19 protein-coding genes and 1 tRNA gene are annotated in these 16,496 nt (G+C 38.0%); 1 reads left to right on the top strand and 19 read right to left on the bottom strand.

The features are described 5' to 3' along the window. Positions 1 to 25 precede the first annotated feature (25 nt). From HMPREF9431_RS03635 to HMPREF9431_RS03585, 10 genes are all read right to left on the bottom strand, one after another. Complete coding sequence (locus HMPREF9431_RS03635; protein WP_040560792.1) at positions 26 to 445, bottom strand: hypothetical protein; 420 nt, start codon at positions 443 to 445, stop codon at positions 26 to 28. Positions 446 to 781: 336 nt separating this feature from the next. Then, positions 782 to 991 carry a hypothetical protein gene (locus tag HMPREF9431_RS03625; RefSeq protein WP_004379761.1) on the bottom strand — a complete coding sequence of 70 codons (210 nt, stop codon included), beginning with the start codon at positions 989 to 991 and terminating at the stop codon, positions 782 to 784. Between the two features lie 643 nt (positions 992 to 1,634). Beyond that, positions 1,635 to 1,901: a DUF3127 domain-containing protein gene (locus HMPREF9431_RS03620; RefSeq protein ID WP_004379758.1), complete on the bottom strand. Its 267-nt coding sequence runs from the start codon at positions 1,899 to 1,901 to the stop codon at positions 1,635 to 1,637. 11 nt (positions 1,902 to 1,912) lie between these two features. After that, a complete protein-coding gene (locus HMPREF9431_RS11955) occupies positions 1,913 to 2,350 on the bottom strand; it encodes a hypothetical protein (RefSeq protein ID WP_004379757.1) in 438 nt (145 codons plus the stop codon). A gap of 5 nt (positions 2,351 to 2,355) precedes the next feature. Further along, complete coding sequence (locus HMPREF9431_RS03610) at positions 2,356 to 3,018, bottom strand: ParA family protein (RefSeq protein WP_004379756.1); 663 nt, start codon at positions 3,016 to 3,018, stop codon at positions 2,356 to 2,358. 2 nt (positions 3,019 to 3,020) lie between these two features. Then, positions 3,021 to 3,548, bottom strand: coding sequence for a hypothetical protein (locus HMPREF9431_RS03605; protein WP_004379755.1), 528 nt, complete (start codon positions 3,546 to 3,548; stop codon positions 3,021 to 3,023). A 296-nt stretch (positions 3,549 to 3,844) separates the two neighbouring features. Beyond that, on the bottom strand, positions 3,845 to 5,425 hold the full coding sequence (locus HMPREF9431_RS03600) for a relaxase/mobilization nuclease domain-containing protein (RefSeq protein WP_004379754.1): 1,581 nt from the start codon (positions 5,423 to 5,425) through the stop codon (positions 3,845 to 3,847). 135 nt (positions 5,426 to 5,560) lie between these two features. After that, positions 5,561 to 5,947 carry a ribbon-helix-helix domain-containing protein gene (locus HMPREF9431_RS03595; protein ID WP_004379753.1) on the bottom strand — a complete coding sequence of 129 codons (387 nt, stop codon included), beginning with the start codon at positions 5,945 to 5,947 and terminating at the stop codon, positions 5,561 to 5,563. Between the two features lie 637 nt (positions 5,948 to 6,584). Next, complete coding sequence (locus HMPREF9431_RS03590; protein WP_040560789.1) at positions 6,585 to 6,923, bottom strand: hypothetical protein; 339 nt, start codon at positions 6,921 to 6,923, stop codon at positions 6,585 to 6,587. After that, positions 6,913 to 7,170 (bottom strand): hypothetical protein, encoded by a 258-nt coding sequence (locus HMPREF9431_RS03585; protein ID WP_004379751.1) that lies wholly within the window; start codon positions 7,168 to 7,170, stop codon positions 6,913 to 6,915. Before HMPREF9431_RS03585 ends, HMPREF9431_RS03590 begins: the two co-directional genes overlap by 11 nt. Before the next feature lie 525 nt (positions 7,171 to 7,695). Here HMPREF9431_RS03585 and HMPREF9431_RS03580 point away from each other — a divergent pair. After that, positions 7,696 to 9,009, top strand: a complete 1,314-nt coding sequence (locus HMPREF9431_RS03580) for a replication initiation protein (RefSeq protein WP_004379749.1) — start codon at positions 7,696 to 7,698, stop codon at positions 9,007 to 9,009. A gap of 381 nt (positions 9,010 to 9,390) precedes the next feature. On the opposite strand, the gene HMPREF9431_RS03575 is transcribed toward HMPREF9431_RS03580, so the two are convergent. The 9 genes from HMPREF9431_RS03575 to rlmN form a co-directional block, all read right to left on the bottom strand. Then, positions 9,391 to 9,466: transfer RNA gene (locus HMPREF9431_RS03575), tRNA-His, on the bottom strand. A 91-nt stretch (positions 9,467 to 9,557) separates the two neighbouring features. Further along, positions 9,558 to 9,908, bottom strand: coding sequence for a preprotein translocase subunit SecG (gene secG / locus HMPREF9431_RS03570; RefSeq protein WP_025070277.1), 351 nt, complete (start codon positions 9,906 to 9,908; stop codon positions 9,558 to 9,560). 7 nt (positions 9,909 to 9,915) lie between these two features. Next, positions 9,916 to 10,752, bottom strand: a complete 837-nt coding sequence (locus HMPREF9431_RS03565) for a hypothetical protein (RefSeq protein ID WP_004379747.1) — start codon at positions 10,750 to 10,752, stop codon at positions 9,916 to 9,918. A gap of 5 nt (positions 10,753 to 10,757) precedes the next feature. Continuing rightward, the gene (locus tag HMPREF9431_RS03560) at positions 10,758 to 11,276 is read right to left on the bottom strand and encodes an LptE family protein (protein ID WP_040560787.1); all 519 of its coding nucleotides are present in this window, start codon (positions 11,274 to 11,276) and stop codon (positions 10,758 to 10,760) included. A gap of 22 nt (positions 11,277 to 11,298) precedes the next feature. Beyond that, on the bottom strand, positions 11,299 to 12,561 hold the full coding sequence (locus HMPREF9431_RS03555; protein ID WP_004379745.1) for a sigma-54 interaction domain-containing protein: 1,263 nt from the start codon (positions 12,559 to 12,561) through the stop codon (positions 11,299 to 11,301). Between the two features lie 75 nt (positions 12,562 to 12,636). Further along, on the bottom strand, positions 12,637 to 13,635 hold the full coding sequence (locus tag HMPREF9431_RS03550) for a lysylphosphatidylglycerol synthase transmembrane domain-containing protein (protein WP_004379744.1): 999 nt from the start codon (positions 13,633 to 13,635) through the stop codon (positions 12,637 to 12,639). Next, positions 13,628 to 14,713 (bottom strand): PdxA family dehydrogenase, encoded by a 1,086-nt coding sequence (locus HMPREF9431_RS03545; protein WP_004379743.1) that lies wholly within the window; start codon positions 14,711 to 14,713, stop codon positions 13,628 to 13,630. The genes HMPREF9431_RS03550 and HMPREF9431_RS03545 overlap by 8 nt, the downstream gene beginning before the upstream one ends. 8 nt (positions 14,714 to 14,721) lie before the next feature. Continuing rightward, a complete protein-coding gene (locus HMPREF9431_RS03540) occupies positions 14,722 to 15,318 on the bottom strand; it encodes a DUF4837 family protein (protein ID WP_196794552.1) in 597 nt (198 codons plus the stop codon). Then, positions 15,308 to 16,354, bottom strand: coding sequence for a 23S rRNA (adenine(2503)-C(2))-methyltransferase RlmN (gene rlmN, locus HMPREF9431_RS03535; protein WP_040561092.1), 1,047 nt, complete (start codon positions 16,352 to 16,354; stop codon positions 15,308 to 15,310). The genes HMPREF9431_RS03540 and rlmN overlap by 11 nt, the downstream gene beginning before the upstream one ends. Positions 16,355 to 16,496: the final 142 nt, after the last annotated feature.

Below are 16,496 nucleotides of genomic sequence, written 5' to 3'. Positions count from 1 at the left end.
TTTGGGAATTGTTAATTTTAAAGAGTCATAATAGTTTTAATATATTCATTTCTAATAATTCGCGTAGTCTTTTAATATTACTTTTTAAGTGTTTGTCTATCTTTTCTATCAGTAAGACAAAATTACCGATTTCGAAGTTATATCTATTTACTTCAGCTTGAAATCTCATAACAAAGCTTTTGGGGTTTCTATGATAAACAAGTAAAAATACTTCTGTTTCAAACTTCAATTTAAGGAGTTCATAGAGTTGACTATATGGATCATTATCTTCGGTGGCATTAATCGCTATATCTATATCTTCCTTTCGTTTTAAGTACCATTTATTTAGAGTATACATCATAAAAGAGCTCTCTTTCAAATTACCTTTTTGAGAGAATTCTTTTTTATCAATCGTTAGTAATAATGTATTGATAGTATGGAGTCTTTTTGCTATAAGTCTAATCATATATATCTGATAAAAGTTATTGTTATACTATGCTGTTTAGCATTTGTTCCTATTCTATACCCAGTACAAGATGATATCGTTTTAAGTCTCTTATGTATCAGCTTTCTTTTTGAGTATTTCAGCAAAAAGACGGGTAAGGAGGAGCTTGAATACCCTTTTCACATTATATAGATACAGATGGAAGCCTTTTGCAGGAGTTCTGTGTTGCCTATCTAAAATCTGTAGCAATAATAAACATGTGGCAAGATAATAAAACGTTTTGGCAGTTTGCGATTGGGTAACTTCTATTTCTATAGATTTTTCCAGTGATTCCATAATCATCTTTTCACTATACTTTTATAAAACGGGATTTAAGGTAGCAACTCTCTTACGAAGCTCCTTTGCAAATTCCATTTGAGCGCGTATTGCTCTATCTATAGAACTACGATCACCCCAACATTCATCTTCAAGTTCAAAAAGAATGTCCAAACATTCAGCCCTTGCTACTTTAAATCCCTCTAAAAATTCTGGGGATTTTATAGAATTCATTTTTTTATCTTCTTTCATATCCTTTCCTTTTTAATATTATTTTTGTTATTTAATCTCGTTTCTTTCCGATGTTCTGCGTCATAACGATTATGACACCGTTGGCATAGAGCACGCAGATTATCGGGATTGCAGTGTTCTGGAGTATGGTCAAGGTGCGCTATCGTCAAGACAATTCTTGCCAGGTGTCCCGTGTGCTCGTTATAGCGATAGGTGTGATTCTCTACACCACAGAATTCACAGCATCCATGTGCCCGTTCAAGAATGGAAGTTCTAATCTGCTTCCAGTTCCTCGGATAGCGTAATCTATTTTCAGGTTTGATAGGCATATCATTCCTCCTGTTTACTATTATTTGCTTTCTGCAATTCTAATTTTTGAGGAAATGCGAACATTATAGACCATATGAAATAGATATGCTCCTAAACGATAACTATTCTTGCATAATTTGAAAAGCACTTGTACAGCTTTATATATTGCTCCACAAAGGATAATAACAATATAGAATATCAACTTGATAAGATTAAAAATGAGTTTAATAATACATATAATGAACTTTATAAGTCCACAGCCAATTATCCAGCCAATAAGAAGTCCCATAGGTGTACTTTTTTAGTGAACTAAGGGGGAGATGGCTGTTAAACTCCACCTCCCTTAATCCTTTTGTTATAATTTTACGATATTCCACGCACGATTACTACCAAACCATTTGCCCTCATGCTCGCGAGCTGTAGGGTCAAAGCTGACAGTAACCTTCTCACCTTCATGAATATCAAACTGCTGAATTTTTTCTGCTCCAAACACTTCGAAAAGGAGTCTCTTGGGATATTGCTCTTCCGTTTCAACAACATATTGTTGCGATTTCCATTCACCGTGAGAAGAAGTTCCACTAACTTCTGGTAACACTACTTTAATTTTACCTGTAAATTCCATATTATTCGTATTTATATGAGTAAACCACGTATTTGCAAAAATTCTCTTAAGTTATCTTTCTCGTTGGTAATAAAGCTTCTCATAACCGCATTTATGATGTCAGATACAGCCATTTTATTAATATTTAAATGTTGTAGAGTATTGACTATATCATCATCTATCATATACGATCTACGATTAGACTTTTTCACGCGATAAGCATTTTTATCACAGTTCTTGATGAACTCTTTCCAAATCTCACTTTTTTCTTTTTCATCCGTAGCTGTAGTAATATTGTCCACAGCTACTTCTGCAGTTTGAGACTCAGTCCTCTCTTCATTTGAGTTTTCTGTGTCTTTTTCAGAAACTTCTCCACCAATAACCTTTTCATCATTAATGTCTTTGAGCATCTTGTCAATATCCATATTGGCCAAATCTTGCTTACTAACCTTGTTATTAGTTTTTATCATAATCTTTATTTGTTGATATTGTTAAATAAATCATTAAACGCAGGTAGAACTTCCTGTTTAACTTTGTCATTCATTGCTATTGTGTTATATCGCTGCAAATCCTGTTTAAGTTTTATTTTAGGGAGGTTATGACCAAAACGTGAGAACGCTTTTTCTGTCTCATCCCATAATTCTAACTCTTCTTTCTTTCCAACACGACTATCATACTTATTTGGAATGAAATAAATTCTGTTGTGCATATCTTTGTATGCCATTTGTAATTTCTTTATAAAACTCACAAAGGTAACGGTAGAGTTTACCGAGGTGGCTTCAAATTGATAAGGGCAGACAATTTCATCTGCATATCTAAACAAGGGGATTAATCCCTGTTGTGCAAGATGCCCAGGGCTATCAATGAGAACAATAGCATTGATTGTTTTCAGAGACTTCATTAAATGTTCCATTTTTTCAGCCTCACAGATAGGGAAGGGTTTGATGCTATAGGTAAAGTTATCATCACCATATTTTTTAATATCAGCTTGCCTTTTTTCAAAAATGGTTTGTTGACCATCACAATCGATTACAAGTACAGGCTGTTTTATTTCTGCTAAATAGTTAGCAAATAGGGTACACAATGTAGTTTTTCCTACACCTCCCTTTTGGTTTGCAAAAACAATAATTCTATTCATAATCATTTAACGGTATTGATAATATGTAAACCTTCGTCTGCATCAAATGACAGAAAGAAGCTGTAGATATATTTTGTGAGATTTAATGATACCTGATCATCTTTGATGAGTTTGTTATTTAAATAGCCTTTGCAATGTACGTTTATTGTGCCATTGACTTTCTCTATAAAATTTTTAATAACGATATTGCAATCAAGCCAGCGACTATTAGGAGAAGTATAGAACGTTAACGTAGTTGGGAGTTTCTTTACTTCCTCTATGTCAAAGTCACTATTGTCACCATACACGCTATCTCTGCAATAAATTTTTACGCGGCTGTAGTCTGCTGCTCCTCCGCCTGCTGTGATGTGATAAGGGATACTATCTAAGTCTCCAGATATAGTTACCTCATATCGTCTAACTCCTTCAATCTTGTGAAGCCGATAATCCATGTCTTGTATTTCATCTCTGTTTTTATTACAGGAAATGTTTGTTGAAGCGAATACAACTGCAGCAAAGATTGGAATAATTGAATTTAGAAACTTTGTCATATTGTGTTATTGTAATTGTTAAACTCTTCCTTAATAAAGGAACTGCTCAAACATTGGTCTGCCAAGTCTAAGTCAGAAACCTCATACTTTTAACAATCACGTTTTATGGTCAGCCAGATTATTACTCGTGATGGGCTGTAGATGCCATCCTTAAGCCTAACCTTAAGGTCTAATGGTCTTAGTTGCAAAGGTAATGTAATTATTTGAATATACAAAATTTATAATTACTTTTTTATTTAATATATTCTTTATTTCTTTGGTTACATAGACAAATAGTCATTTAATTATTTATGTATTTATCTTTTAAGAGTTTGCTCATCATCGATTCTGTCGTAGTCTCCACGACTACCAACTTCGTTTTCTCTGTTAGCATCAGAAGCATTTCCTCCTGTTGGCATGTGATAGTTACCAGCGCGGTTCTGCGTTTCATGTGAAGCAGGAATTGGAAAAGTATGACCTCCTTGTGGAATTTTGTGTAATGGTGTACTATCAAAAGACATATCTAATTTATATGCCTCCGCATTAAAGATAACGTGTTTGTTCAAATCAATGATGTAATGTGTCCCATTTCTCCTGGAAATCGCAATACCAGCCTCTCGCAAAGACGAGAAGATGTCGTTAGCGTCTTTTTCCGTATGTTCTCCTAAGATTTTATTGAAGGTAAACATGCTATCTTGTACATTCTTGGGGCAAATCTGTTCAAGCTTTATCCGTTCCTTATCACCGAGTTTCCCAAATGTGCAAAGAACTTCTCTCTCAGTTTCGGTCTGTGGGTGAAATGACTGACACCATGAGTATCTATCATTTCTTTTTATAGCTTTTAATAAATGTTCTTCTAATTGTATCTTCTCATTTCCAGCTATAATCCAGCCATTGTTGATGTAAGTGCCAAACTGTCTAAAAAGGATGGCATTTATCTTCTTAGTCGTCAACATAGCATTGTCATCAAGCATTTTATCTATTGAATCATTCATATTGTTTAGTCTTTCATTTCTTGTTCTAAAGGCTAAGAGTTCTTTCAATGGGAGGATAGAACCTCCCTTATATACACTTTTATTCTTATTATCAACTATCATGTAGCCGTATGGATTTGTTTTCTTTCCAACGAAAACAAGCTGTAAACCGAATTTCTCTTTCATCATAGTCGATAGCTCTTCTTTGTTAGCCGTAATATCTCTATACTTCTTCAGAATAGCCTTAATCTGTTTTCTTCGATTATCACCAAGATAGTTTTTCTTATACATTTTATCCAAATCTGCAATGGCAAGTTGCATCTGAATTACACCGCTCCTTTTAATAAGAAGATTATTATCTTCTTCAAAGGTTGTATACCCAGATGCTTCCACGATGGCTTTGAATTGTGATAAATTTTCAAAGTTATATTGAAATGCTTTAGAAATAGAAGATTGAAGTCTGTTTTGTCTGTCTTCGTGGTTAATTTTTTCCAAAGTAGTTTGAGTACGTACATGTTCAAAAGAATCTTTTATTTTTCTTCCCATAGGATCAACTCTACTGGATATAATATGGATGTGGTTATTACATGTATCATGATGCGCGTATATTAAGATGGGTTGTTTTTCATGACCATATCCCATTTCGTCAAGATATTGATGAGCTGCTTCCATAAGTTCATCGAAACTACATTCATCATTTTTTGCAGATATGGTTGCATGGAATTGAGTATTCCAAATTCGACTGTTCTTTGCTGAATATTCCATTAGTGTATTTTGTATGGCCTTTGCCTCCAACATACCCAATTCCTGAAGATGTTGAAAATTCTTTACTTCTAACAATTCAGCGACACCCTCTGAAACTTTTCTTTCATTGTACTTAACGGCTTCAAATGTATGAGATGATTGTAATATTTTTATAATCATAGCATAAGGAATAAAATAACTATCTAATTATTTATTTAGATGCATATTTATGGATTTACATAGATAAGTACGTAATAAAATAACTGCATGTTTGACTAAATAGCTTAACAAACAAAGAAAGTAATAGATACATTACTACTTAACTAATTTCTTTGATATGTTCGTAAGTTGTCTCTTTATTAATGAAATATTTTTTTGCGTTTCATTAACATGAGGGAAAAGAATATTCTCAAAGAATGGCACATTCAGCTTGTTACCAATAGCAAGCTGGTTCGCATTTTTTACAACCTGATTAAGATTGTTTCCTACAAGTGCTAAATCTCGCTGATATCTTTTGTATAACGTAATCATCTCCATGATTGCATCATATTTCCCTAAAGTGGCTCGCTCGTCGAAGTTAATAACTGCGTTTCTTACCATAGCAGAAACACTGTCATAATGCCTGGCCTTTTCTTGAAATATGCGCGCTTCTTCCTCTGAAAGGCGAAGTTTGCAGTATTTGATTTTCTTTTTTCGTTCCATATATGGAGTATGCTTAAAATTCTGAGTTGCGAAGAATGACAATCCCGGTGAGCCGGCAAGATGTTTTTGGGGGATAAGAACTGGGCGTTCAGCCAGTTTTGTGGCCACAAAAACACATCTTGCCACACCTCAACAACAAAGGTAAAACTATTCATAATACCAAGTCTATCCGATATCAATTATTTAATTTATTTTAAGCTATAATATTTTAGTAATTATATAATAGCCAATACATTACAATGTTATTTAGGTAATATTAATTTGTCTTTTTCAAAAATGTGTTATGGTATATTGTAAAGATAAACATTTAAGTAAATCGGTATTTTATAATAAAGCAAAAACTTATTATTAGATAATGTAAAATACCAGTAGGGAAGAAGAACAAAATACAATGTAGCAGGATAAAAGAATACAAGTTAGTATCTGAATATTGTGTATTTTCTTATTAGCAAAAAATTGTTTTTAGTGTGTACATAAATCAGTAGGATGTCATTTTAAAAATTAAAAACATATACGCCATATTATTTCTGTTTAAAATCATCCTATAAGAAGTGTGAAAATAAACACCTCTTCTCGTATTATTAGGTCGTGAAAAAAGATTACAAAAAGACTCCGTAGTTAAATATATATTCTTTCCCTACAAATCCAAGTTCTTGATTATATCCTTCAACACGTTTTCCTTGACAGTTGAATATTCGGACTTGTCATAGACTTCCAAGAGATATACAACTCCATCCTGCTCTGTCGCAAGGACATTGTACGTGATGACCCTTGCACCACCAGACTTTCCACCACTCTTTGACTTGATGGCCATACGAATTTTGCGAACACCTGGTATCAGTTCCGTACCCTGCAATGGATTTTCTTCAAGGCTCTTTCTGAATTTCTCCATGTCCTCCTTTATGGACTTATGACGCTTTGCCAATGCTTTTAAGCTCTTTGCAAAGGTCGGAGTTGGTACAATTCTAAAGCTCATCGAGAAGGTCGTTCATTGAAAGTTCCTTGATTTTCCCCTCTCTCATAAGCTTGACCTCCTGAAGTGCCATGCCTATACGCTCTTCAAGGCTTTTGGTGAAAGTTATATCTTCATCTTCAATGGGAACGAGGGTATAAGCTTGCTTTTTGTTTCTACGAATAACTATCTTTTCGCCCTGGTCTGCCAAGTCGAACACGTGTGCCTGCTGGCTCCGGAACTCTCTTGATGTGAAATTTAATACTGCCATAATCTTGTTTTTTTGACAAAGATAGGGACTTTATTTCAAATATCCAAAAAAAAGTACCAAAAAAGGTACACGCGTAGAAAATCGCTCTTTATGATTTCTCCCAAAATCAAGGGAGGATTATTTTTTTCCCTTTTGTTTTTTTCTTCCTCTCGCATGTGCGCGCATACGCGTTAAAGCTTTATTTATATATATTTATTAAAGCTTTATTTACTGAAGCCTGAAATCCTTTGTTTATCAAGGCTTCAGAAGTTTTATTGCGACAAAATAATAACACTATTGCGACAAAATAATAACCTACTGCGACAAAATAATAATCTATTGCGACAAAATAATAATCTATTGCGACAGAATAATAATACTATTACGACAAAATAATAACGAAATAAATTTGGTGATTGGTAAAGTTTATTATTATCTTTGTGGCAGATTTCCAGCAGTAATGCTTGGTATAGTAATAACAATCTGCCTTAACGTGTTAACTCCTTCCAACTATAGTTACACAGAGAGGTATTACATTCTTACCGTATGGCAAATGACACATGCGCCGCTCTTGCAGGGCAATGGGTAGGCAGTAATAGCTGTTATGCAGCTGTATTCACAGAGCAAATTGAAAAGACAGGAGATAATATCCTGTGGAGTAATTTTCTTGTAGATGCTCCAATTGTGTATAGTTTGATGGAACGCAGGCTGCTTTATTTCCTCACACTTCAAGTAAAGCATCGCTTTACAGAAAAGAACTTAGGCGTTCCTGATTCTTGGAAAGAACTCTACTTTCAAATGACAGATGCTGATTTGGGGCAGATTGGTGGCAAGACACGGATACTTCAAACCTATGAAGCCTTAAGCAAAATAGGAGAAAAATTTGTCCCAATAAGGATTAGCAATAAGAATGGGAAGACTATAAACGGAAAAGTGCATTGGGTAGATGCCTTCTTCTATAATTCAGATACTGAAACCTATGAAGTTCGTGTCTCCCCAGAAATTATGCCTTATCTTATTAATCTGACCAAATCGTTTACCACATTTAATGCAAAAACTGCTATGCTGCTAACTTCCAAGTTTGGACAGAAATTCTATGAATTATGTAGCCAGTTCTCAACCGACTACCAGCATATAGATAAACAGGGAAGGAGATATAAAAAGAATGTTATTCCCATTGATATAGAAAATTTTAGGCGGATATTCAACTTAGAGGACGTTATTGATCCTCGAACAAAAAAGATTATAACAAAAGGGAAGTATAAAAACTTTAATGATATCCGGAGACGAGTTATCGAGCCATCTCTAACAGAATTATATGATTTATATATAGCCGGGCGTAGTAATGTGTGGTTTGATTATATGTTAGAGAAGACTGGGCGAAAAATTACTCGTATCTATCTTTTCATCTATAATCATGAGCATCCCAAAGAAGATAGTATCCAGCCATGGGCGGAAGGAGATAAACCTCTATGTCCATTCGAAGAAGTGAACTTCCCTGTAGAAGTGAAAAAGGTAAAAGGAAGCTCCATAGTAGAAGAACTCAAAGATTGCTCTATAGAGCAGCTTCAAGTTTTTGTAGAAACTGTTCTCAACAGATACTTGAAGCCATCTGAGACACAATATTGTATTCGTTATACGAAAACACAGAAACACAATCTTCATGATGCATTCATGCAGATACTTCAAGTTGTACGTGACAAAGAGCAGCAGAGCAAGTTCTCTTCAGGAACAGCTGCCTATAAAAGGAAAAGCATTCTGCAATTTGCATTGAATGAAAATCTTAAGGAGTTTGGCTGGAATATACCTGCCCCGAAATCTCAAAATACGATACAGATGAACTTTCAAACAGTTATTTAGAAACATATATGACAGTTCTCCCTGTATGCTGGAATTTGGAAATGATGCATGCTGAAATCTGGAAAATTTAAGATGCTGCACATCGAGCAGGGAGACCGTCATTCATTATACCGCCATGTCCTCAATGCTGAAATCTGGAAATCTATTATAATCGGCAGGGATGTGGCGGTTATCTTATAAAAAAGCCCTTGCATGAAAGTCATGCAGGGGCTAAGTTTTTCTCAGAACTTTCGTGCTGAAATTACAGCAACGCTCCTTCCAAAGAGGTTCTGAGATTAAGACTTACCGTACTTCGGCATGCTGAGGTTCTGGAAAATACCTATCGAACCGAAGAAACGGCAGTTTCTCTTGCTCTTATTGGCTTCACAGCCTTTTCGAGGTGGGTGGAAGGTGGGACTCGAACCCACGACATTCAGAACCACAATCTGACGCTCTAACCAACTGAACTACGTCCACCATTTATGCTTTGCTAAAATTATTTAGCGGGTGCAAAGGTAAGAGAAAAGTTTGAATTGCCAAAGCTTTTCCCTTATTTTTTCGAAAAATCTTTATTGAGCAGGAGCTTGAGGAGCCTTAGGCATCTGCTGTCCTGTGCCAAATCCTTGTGTGTTGGCAGGGTTTGTGGTTTGTGTTTCTGTCGCTGCGTTCTGTAATACACTACGATCTTCTGTAGTTTGTGGTGCTACATAGGCGCATGCAATACTGAGGATAACCATTGCAATGGCAAGTGCCCACGTTGCTTTTTCAACCACATTTGTAGTCTTACGTACACCCATAATGGAATTAGATGAAGAGAAGTTGGAAGCCAATCCACCTCCCTTAGATTCCTGTATTAGCACGACAAACACCATCAGTATAGCGGCTAAGACAATTAAAGCGACAAATAATGTGTAAATTATTCCCATTTTATTTATGTTTATTATTGATAATCAATTTTTCTAAGAAACGGATTTGGTCTGCAAAGTAAGCATTTTTTTTTGGAATATTCAAATTTAATTGCGTAATAATTTCCAATGCTTTCTCATATCTACCTTGCTTGATATAGATGCGTGACAATGTTTCTGTAAAATAACTTTCTTCTCCTTTGCTGATTTCCTCCCTACTACTTGTAGGTATTTTTGCAGGAGGTGTTGTAACCTTTTCTTCGATAAGGTTTTGATTGGTACTGCCTGTTAAATGATTTTCTTCTGATACATCCCCTTCATCTTCTTCTGTTTTAAGATTAAATCCACCATCTTCCATGAAATGATCGATGAGTGCCGATGTTCTATCAGATAATTGTTTTTGTTGAAATTCGGCATCTTGTTCGTCTTCGATATTCATTAAATAGGCTACATAATCAACCGTAGCATCTTTTTGTGTGGGCTTTTTATGCGCCTCTTTAATATCATTATCTTCATCTTGCGGGAGTGTATTTAAGAACGAATCAATCAGTTTTTCAGTTCTATCTTCCTGTACATCATTGGTTGGTGTTTGCACTTTTTGCGCATTGATAGGCTTTTCTGCATGGATTTTGTAATGTGCGGCCTCTATCATATTAAAAAGAATTCGCCGGTCAGTCACATAAATTGCTGCCGTTCTTAATTCTTCATCAAAGGTAGCATCATGCAAAATATACAGATTAAGCAGCAAAAGGATGCGTGCAGTTTGATAAAAAGGGTGCAAGGCTATAAAACTTCTTAAGTCGTATAGCGTCTCACGATCCATCTGTTCGGGGTGCTCTATGAGGTGCCTTAAATTCATTTTATCTACCAATTTGCTACAGTTGCGTTAAAAATTTGATCGACAATGTCTTTTATCATCTGTGTAACCAACTCCTCTTGTACGGCATTTAAGCTCTGTGTAGTCTCGTATGTTGCAGTGGCAGTGAACTGTCTCTCAAAGTCCTCGCTATGCTTTTTCGTATTGGTAAATCTCACATTCACGGTTATCGATAACTCCGTTTGTGCAGAGTGCCCTTCACTCGAAATCGATTTGTTGCGTTGGCTATATTGTGTTATTTCACCTTCTAAACGCAAATCGCCGTTTCTTTTCACTTGAATCAGCTTTGTATGGTCGGCAAATTGATCGCGTAACCGATTGTTGAACATCGACGCCATAGGTCCCCAAACATAGTTCGAACGATTTTGAAACTCTGCGATTTGGATTGTTTTTGTTTGCGTATAATCAATGCTTGCCCCATTAAATTTATAGCCTTTAAAGCTACATGCAGTGATAATGCATAACCCTATGGCTATCCATACAAACTGTATTTTTTTCGTATTCATCCAATAACGTCTCATCTTTTGTCTATTCTAATCCGTATTGTTTGATACGCCGGTAAAGCGTTCTATCCGAGATACCTAACTCTTGCGCCGCCTTTCTGCGATTACCAGCATTTCGTTCTAAAGCTTTTTCTACCATTTTCCTGCCTAAATTACTCAGATTGAGGTTGTCTGGCTCATGTATTTCTTCAGCAATGGCATCATAGGTAGTTGCTGCATCATGCCTTTCGGGCGCATCAATATAGGTGTAATGTCCCGGATGAGCATCCGTTCTCATTAGCGAAGTCTCATTGTTGTGTGAAAAAGTCTTATGCTCAAACTCATTTGTTATGGGCAAAGGATTTATTTCCTCAAATCGTTCTCGTAAATTATTTAATTCACGTTTTAATTCACTTACATTACCTCTTAGCTCAACGAGTATTTTATAAAGAATCTCTCGTTCCGTCTCATACGAGTGTTCCCCACCTCTGTTTATAGGTGCTAATTCTGTACTTTCATTATCTTGTGGAATAAAATTCAACAAGTTTTTTGCAGTAATCTCCCTATCTTTACTGAGAATAGAAATTTGTTCTGTGATATTTTTAAGTTGCCGCACATTGCCCGGCCACTTATATTTCAACATCAGTTGTTTGGCATCTTCCGATAAACTAATCTTCGGCAAATGATATTTTTCAGCCATTTGCATGGCAAATAGGCGGAAAAGCAAGATAATATCTTCGCCTCTTTCGCGCAAAGGTGGAATTTGGATGGGGATTGTATTCAACCGATAGTACAAATCTTCACGAAACCGTCCTTCGCTAATTGCCTTTTGCATGTTGACGTTTGTCGCCGCAACGATACGCACATCTGTTTTCAAAATCTGCTGTCCCCCCACACGAATATATTCGCCTGTTTCTAAAACACGCAGTAAACGTGCTTGCGTAGCCATAGGCAATTCGCCCACTTCATCTAAGAAAATGGTTCCTTTATTGGCGATGCCAAAGTAGCCTTCGCTTTCGCCTATTGCCCCCGTAAAAGAACCTTTCTCGTGTCCAAAAAGCTCACTATCAATGGTTCCTTCGGGGATAGAACCACAGTTGATGGCAAAATATTTCTCGCGACGGCGTGGAGAATGTTCGTGAATCACTCTTGGAATGATTTCTTTTCCCACACCGCTTTCACCGATAATCAGCACCGAGAGATCGGTAGGTGCCACTTGTAGTGCAATGTCTAAAGCGTGATTTAGGCTATCACAATTACCGACTATATTATAGCGTTGTTTAATTTTTTGGAGTTCCGACGTATTCATGTGCAAGCAAAGTTACATGTTTTATTTGAATATACCTTTCGGTGGCATTGCTTTTTATATGTTTTTAGAAGACTATTACGCAGAATCCTTTTTGTCGAACTTAATCAAAAGTAAGCCGATTCCTGTCCATAAAAGTTCACGAAGTCTCACAATGAGTGCCACAAAGATGCCGGCATTGGTTGACATACCCAAGGCGGTTGCCGACATTAAAAAGCCTCCTTCGCGGCCTCCTAATTGCAAGGGTATGAAGAAAAGCAAATTCGCAAAGAGGCTGGTGAAAGCCAAAATGAGAATACATTGTAGGAAGCTGACGTGTGGCATCAGAACCAATAAGATGAAATAGATTTCTAAAGCGGACAGCACTCTGCATGATAATTCTAATAACACCGCAGAAATAAACGTTATAGGCGATTGCTTGTGTAACGCTGCTATTTGCTGATCAATGGTGTCAAGTTGTTGGCGATGGTGCTCGATAAATGGCAAAGCCCACCGTTTCAAGAGTGGAATGTGCTTTAAAATATTCATCACCCGGTTGGCTAAACCTGTGCGATAGCCAGAGATAAAAAACCATATCCCTAACAAACAGAATGTGCCAATGATAGCCAATAGCATGCCTAAAATGGCATTTACCGGCTGTATGAAGATAAAAAGGAAGATGGAAAGGAGCCAAAACCAAAAATGACTAAAGATGTGAGTCATTGCATAAAGGATGACCGAAGACGAAGCCCTCTCGGTTCCAATCTTGGGCGATAGGGACATGATGCGATAGGGTTCGCCGCCCATTAAACCTCCAGGAGTGGCATAGTTGAGTGCAAATCCCGACACCGTAATTTTATAGAGCCAGGCAAAGGATATGGGACGTTGTGCTGGCTGACGCGGTTGTGAATGGATAATGATATACCATGCCGAAGTGTTGAGCAAATAAAGTGCTGCCCATAAGGCCACAACAGCCAGCGACCAATAGCCTGCATGTTGCAGTCCTTCCCACACTTGATGGAAATTTAACTGTGAAATCATGATGGCCAGCACCACGATTCCAAAGATAAAAAATCCATTTTGATATTTCTTATTCATTTCTCTTTTTTGAGACCGAGAACCTTGTTTTTTCTCCTTCGTCATGCTTTTCGTGATAAAGCTTCTGCAAAGGGTTTGCCAAAGGTTCATCAAATGCTATGCGATTGCGATAAATGTCGATAGCAGTATAAATGGCATGGCGGAATGTTGCTGCATCAGCCATTCCCTTTCCTGCAATAGAAGCACCATACGTTTCGGACGATTTCGTTGCCACCAAAGGTAGATTGGCGTTAAATTCAACGACACCTTCCGTTGTAAGTGCCTTTATTGTGGGCAGCGCTTGGTCAGAATACATGGCCAGCACTCCGTCAAAAGCCTCATAATAGCCTTCTCCGAAGAACGTTTCTGCAGTGTAAGGTCCAAACACTTGCACGCCTTTTTCGGTTAAAGTCTTGATGGCAGGAATGATGAATTCCTGTTCTTCCTCACCTTGATTGGTGGCATTGAAAGCTAAAACAGCTATGCGCGGATTAGAAATGTTGAAATCACGCTGAAGCGATTGTGCCAACAATTCACCTTTCTCAACAATCATCTTCTTGGTCAACAGATGGGTAACGTCTTTCACTTCGGCATCTTCTGTCACAATGAGCAAATGCTGCTGCCCGCTCACATATAAGGTGCTGGTCTGTTTTCCTTCACCGATACTGGTTTCAAGATAGCGTGCGATGTTCTCAAAGGGATAGCCGTCGACATGAACTGTTTTATTATCTATGGGACAATTCACCAACACATCATAGGCTTGGCGACGGTAATCCGTCAACGCTTTGTCTAAAGCAAGCAGTGCAGCTTTGCCACTTCCTTCATTAGAGTGGCCGAAATCAACCTTCAATTCTTCGTCAAAGCAGGTGAGAAGGTTTATTCTTCCATCTTGCACTTCATCGGTAGAATTGATGATACTGAAATTGCCTTGAATGTCTAAAGCTTTGCGATGATAGGCAGCAATCTTGGGTGATCCATAAATGATGGGCGTGCAAAGTTCCAACATTTCAGCATCTGCAAATGTTTTAAAGATGAGCTCATATCCAATACCATTGGTGTCTCCGTGGGTTATTGCCACGCGAATTTTCTGATTTTCCATTTCTGTTTTTATTTTATAGATTGCAAGACAGTTTGCAACTGTCTCATGAGGATTGTCTTATTTTCTGTTTTGGGAGCATAAAGGATGGCCTCTGCGAAGAGTATGTCATGCCGGGATGGACGTTTTATAGCACGGCAAATGAAACGACCGCCCATTGCATCGTTCTGCATTTCCCACAGCCCTTCAAACCAAAAGGTTGAGGTTGTGTTGTCTTTCCAACCGCGAACCGACGCTTGAAGGGTCGTCATATAGATGGCATCGCTAATGCCACGCACATTTTTGTGCATGACACTATCGCACAAATGGCAAAAACGTGGCACATTGAGTGCGCTTATAGCGTTTTCCTTTATCGAATAAAGGGCGATGTTTTCCACCACTTCGGTGTCGTTGTTCGATAGCCAAAGAAAATGCTCTCCCTGTGTATAGCTGTTGAAATCGGCAGGAAGTTGGAGGGCGATGCCAAACATTTTTTTAGGCAAATTGCATGGCAAACGTTGGTTCTTGTGGGGTGTTGTGGCATGCATAGCCTCTTGTTTCGGTGTGTTTGTGCACCCCGAAAGAAGGATTAATGCCATGAAGAACCATCCCATCCAACTATTTTTCATGTCTGATTTCATTGATCTTTTTCGAAGTTGAAAGCAGGCCACAAGCTGCAAAAATATCTTCCCCTCGACTGGCTCTGATGGTGGTAAAAACCCCATGAGCAGTGAGATAGTCACGCAGTTCCTCCATCTTAGCCTCTGAAGTGCCATGAAGCGCCACTCCGGGGATTTGATGAAAGCGAATCAAATTTACTCGGCAAACCAAGCCTCGCAATAGGTTTACAATGGCTTGTGCATGCTGATGTGTGTCGTTGACACCGGCGAAAACGATATATTCGAATGATAATCGGCGCTGATGTGAGAAGTCATAATTGTGCAGCAAGTCGATAACTTCCTCGATAGGCATGCCTTTTTGGGCGGGCATGAGTTGTGCTCTTTGCTCAGGAAAGGGCGAGTGTAGGCTGATGGCCACATGGCAATCGCTTTCATCCAAGAAGCGTTTGAGCTTATTTTTCACACCTACACTGCTCACCGTGATGCGCTTGGGGCTCCATCCCCAGCCGTAACTTGCAGTGAGAATTTCGGTTGTTTTGAGGATTGCATCCAAGTTATCCATCGGTTCTCCCTGCCCCATGAACACAATATTGGTGAGTTGGTCAACCTCGGGGAGGGCATAAATCTGATTCAGAATGTCGGCGACCGTCAGGCTACCTTCAAATCCTTGTTTGCCGGTTTGGCAAAAAAGACAATTCATTTTGCAGCCCACTTGACATGAAACACAGAGTGTCGCCCGGTCTTTATCGGGGATATAAACGGTTTCTACGAACTTGTTATCGCGCGTGGGAAACAGATATTTGATGGTTCCGTCTTGTGAATGTTGCGCATCAATGGCAGGTTGCAGACCTATTTCATATAGCGTCTCCAACTTCATGCGGTTTGCTTTGGATATATTCGTCATGTCGTCAATCGACGCTACATGCCGCTCGTATATCCATTTCGCCATTTGCGTGGCGGTGAAAGCCGGCATACCCAGTTCTTTGCACACAGCTTTCAACTCGTAAAGCGTCAAACCTAAAAGTGCTTTTTTCGAAACATTCATCGTGCAAAGGTAATAAATAATGTTGAATGAGGCTCTGCAAAGCATGTATTTTTGCGGGCTGTGCATGCGTGTCTGTGGGCGATAGGGCTTGAGGGCGCAAGGTAAACGTAGGAGGATGATTTGCTTTTGCGAAGAAAAAGCA

It is taken from the genome of Segatella oulorum F0390 (assembly GCF_000224615.1).
Lineage (GTDB): Bacteria > Bacteroidota > Bacteroidia > Bacteroidales > Bacteroidaceae > Prevotella > Prevotella oulorum.
This window is presented reverse-complemented; position numbering and strand designations above follow the sequence as displayed.

Bases quoted from the DNA above. Each gene is read 5' to 3' on its own strand.
- HMPREF9431_RS03580 (WP_004379749.1), top strand. From the start codon at position 7,696: ATGGCAAATGACACATGCGCCGCTCTTGCAGGGCAATGGGTAGGCAGT.
- HMPREF9431_RS03585 (WP_004379751.1), bottom strand. From the start codon at position 7,170: ATGGCAGTATTAAATTTCACATCAAGAGAGTTCCGGAGCCAGCAGGCA.
- rlmN (WP_040561092.1), bottom strand. From the start codon at position 16,354: ATGAATGTTTCGAAAAAAGCACTTTTAGGTTTGACGCTTTACGAGTTG.
- HMPREF9431_RS03590 (WP_040560789.1), bottom strand. From the start codon at position 6,923: ATGAGCTTTAGAATTGTACCAACTCCGACCTTTGCAAAGAGCTTAAAA.
- HMPREF9431_RS03610 (WP_004379756.1), bottom strand. From the start codon at position 3,018: ATGAATAGAATTATTGTTTTTGCAAACCAAAAGGGAGGTGTAGGAAAA.
- HMPREF9431_RS03545 (WP_004379743.1), bottom strand. From the start codon at position 14,713: ATGGAAAATCAGAAAATTCGCGTGGCAATAACCCACGGAGACACCAAT.
- HMPREF9431_RS03560 (WP_040560787.1), bottom strand. From the start codon at position 11,276: ATGAATACGAAAAAAATACAGTTTGTATGGATAGCCATAGGGTTATGC.
- HMPREF9431_RS11955 (WP_004379757.1), bottom strand. From the start codon at position 2,350: ATGATAAAAACTAATAACAAGGTTAGTAAGCAAGATTTGGCCAATATG.
- HMPREF9431_RS03600 (WP_004379754.1), bottom strand. From the start codon at position 5,425: ATGATTATAAAAATATTACAATCATCTCATACATTTGAAGCCGTTAAG.
- HMPREF9431_RS03620 (WP_004379758.1), bottom strand. From the start codon at position 1,901: ATGGAATTTACAGGTAAAATTAAAGTAGTGTTACCAGAAGTTAGTGGA.
- HMPREF9431_RS03625 (WP_004379761.1), bottom strand. From the start codon at position 991: ATGAAAGAAGATAAAAAAATGAATTCTATAAAATCCCCAGAATTTTTA.
- HMPREF9431_RS03595 (WP_004379753.1), bottom strand. From the start codon at position 5,947: ATGGAACGAAAAAAGAAAATCAAATACTGCAAACTTCGCCTTTCAGAG.
- HMPREF9431_RS03565 (WP_004379747.1), bottom strand. From the start codon at position 10,752: ATGAATTTAAGGCACCTCATAGAGCACCCCGAACAGATGGATCGTGAG.
- HMPREF9431_RS03635 (WP_040560792.1), bottom strand. From the start codon at position 445: ATGATTAGACTTATAGCAAAAAGACTCCATACTATCAATACATTATTA.
- HMPREF9431_RS03550 (WP_004379744.1), bottom strand. From the start codon at position 13,635: ATGAATAAGAAATATCAAAATGGATTTTTTATCTTTGGAATCGTGGTG.
- HMPREF9431_RS03555 (WP_004379745.1), bottom strand. From the start codon at position 12,561: ATGAATACGTCGGAACTCCAAAAAATTAAACAACGCTATAATATAGTC.
- HMPREF9431_RS03605 (WP_004379755.1), bottom strand. From the start codon at position 3,548: ATGACAAAGTTTCTAAATTCAATTATTCCAATCTTTGCTGCAGTTGTA.
- HMPREF9431_RS03540 (WP_196794552.1), bottom strand. From the start codon at position 15,318: ATGAAAAATAGTTGGATGGGATGGTTCTTCATGGCATTAATCCTTCTT.